This is a genomic window from Bradyrhizobium sp. WSM2793, from assembly GCF_000379585.1.
In the GTDB taxonomy this organism is placed as follows: domain Bacteria; phylum Pseudomonadota; class Alphaproteobacteria; order Rhizobiales; family Xanthobacteraceae; genus Bradyrhizobium.
On record NZ_KB902840.1, the window covers coordinates 1 to 2,022 of the forward strand.

The 2,022-nt window shown below is 64.5% G+C and carries 1 protein-coding gene and 1 pseudogene; both read left to right on the forward strand.

Going from position 1 to position 2,022, the window contains the following annotated elements:
- Positions 1 to 1,085: pseudogene (locus tag A3AS_RS0140755) on the forward strand (IS21 family transposase); the annotation flags it as partial.
- Positions 1,082 to 1,894 carry an IS21-like element helper ATPase IstB gene (gene istB, locus A3AS_RS0140760; RefSeq protein WP_018323171.1) on the forward strand — a complete coding sequence of 271 codons (813 nt, stop codon included), beginning with the start codon at positions 1,082 to 1,084 and terminating at the stop codon, positions 1,892 to 1,894. The pseudogene A3AS_RS0140755 and the gene istB, both read left to right, overlap by 4 nt.
- The last annotated feature ends 128 nt before the right edge of the window (positions 1,895 to 2,022 follow it).

The window sequence follows — 2,022 nt, forward strand, 5'->3', positions numbered from 1 at the left end:
GGGGTCGCCATCGCTGGCGTGCCGCTCGATCATCGCCTCGTCACTTCCGGTTGGCCTATTGCGGGTTTGAACACGCCCATGTCGTGCTCGGTGGCGAGAGCTTCGTTGCATTGGCCGAAGGGCTGCAGAATGCCCTGTGGTCGCTCGGTGGGGCACCGCGGGAGCATCGGACCGACAGTCTGTCGGCCGCCTTCTGCAATCTCGATCGCAATGCGAGGGACGATCTGACCAGGCGGTACGAGGACCTCTGCGCTCACTACGGCATGCGGCCTTCCCGCAACAATCGCGGCATCGCCCACGAGAACGGGGCGATCGAGAGCTCGCATGGCCATCTCAAGCGGACGATCGCCGATGCGCTGCTGTTGCGCGGCACTGCCGACTTCGATGATCTCGCCGCCTATCGCGGCTTCATCGACGAGATCGTTAGCCGCCGCAATGCCCGCAACGCCAAGCGGATCGACCACGAGCGCGCCACCCTGCAGGCGTTGCCAGATCGCCGCACCTCGGACTACGAGGAGGTGATTGTCCGCGTGACGTCAAGCGGCGGCTTCACCTTGCGCAAGGTGTTCTACACCGTGCCGTCGCGTTTGATCGGGCACCAACTGCGGGTGCGCCTTTACGACGATCGTCTCGACGTGTTTGTCGGCGGCACCCATCTCGTCACCCTGCCGCGTGGGCGGCCGCATCCCAACGGTAAGCACGACCAGGTCGTCGATTATCGGCACGTGATCCATTCCNTGCGGCGCAAGCCAATGGCGCTGCTCAATCTCGTCTACCGTGATCGGCTGTTCCCGCGCGATGCCTATCGCCGAACCTTCGATTGCTTGCGCGAACGGCTGCCGGACAGGAAAGCCTGCCGGATCATGGTCAATCTGCTCGCACTGGCCCATGAGCGCGGCTGCGAGGCCGAACTCGCCGATCAGCTCGCGACCGAGCTTGATGCCGGCCGACTGCCCGACCTCAACCGGCTGCGCGCTTACTTCGCTCCCGATCCGGCCTGCGTGCCGCACGTCGTGGTGCAGCTCGCACCGCTCGCCACCTATGAGTGCCTCGTCGGTGCTGGCGAGATCGGAGGTGCCGCATGAGCACGGCCAACACCATTGACACCGCGCGCCTCAATCTGTTGCTCAACGAGTTGCGGCTGCCAGCCATCAAGGTGCTGTGGCCGCAATTTGCCGAGCAGTCCGACAAGGAAGGCTGGCGGGCGGCCCGCTTCCTCGCCACCATTGCCGAGCACGAGATCGCCGAACGCGGCCGCCGCCGCGTCGAGCGCCATCTCGTCGAGGCGCGGCTGCCCGCTGGAAAGACCTTCGACAACTTCGACTTCGAGGCTGTGCCGATGATCTCCAAGGCGCAGGTGACCGCGCTCGCCGCCGGCGATGGTTGGCTCGGCAAGGGCGCCAATCTGCTGCTGTTCGGCCCGCCCGGCGGCGGCAAGAGCCACTTGGCGGCAGCCATCGGCTTGGCCCTCATCGAGAACGGATGGCGCGTCCTCTTCACCCGCACCACCGATCTCGTCCAGAAGCTCCAGGTGGCGCGGCGCGAGCTCAATCTCGAGGCCGCCATTAACCGCCTCGATCGCTTCGACCTCCTGATCTGCGATGATCTTGCCTACGTCACCAAGGACCAGGCCGAGACCAGCGTGCTGTTCGAGCTCATCAGCGCTCGCTACGAGCGGCGTTCCATGCTGATCACCGCCAATCAGCCCTTTGGAGAGTGGAACAGGGTCTTCCCGGATCCTGCTATGACGCTCGCCGCCATCGATCGCCTCGTTCACCACGCCACCATCGTCGAGATGAACGTCGAAAGCTATCGCAGGCGCACCGCGCTCGAGCGGAAGCGTGGTCCAGGGCGACCATCCTCGCACGCGACACCAAAAACACTTGCTGATTGACGCTCCGCGACAATCAGAGCGAACAAAACTCTTGCGCGCGACAATCATCGCGGCAATCATCACCTCGCCGCGACACCGACTCGCCATCCTGATTGTCGCGCGCTTCCCATCCAGATTGTCGCGCTATA

What these genes read in the sequence shown, in the direction of transcription:
- istB (WP_018323171.1), top strand. Translation starts at nt 1,082, where the DNA reads ATGAGCACGGCCAACACCATTGACACCGCGCGCCTCAATCTGTTGCTC.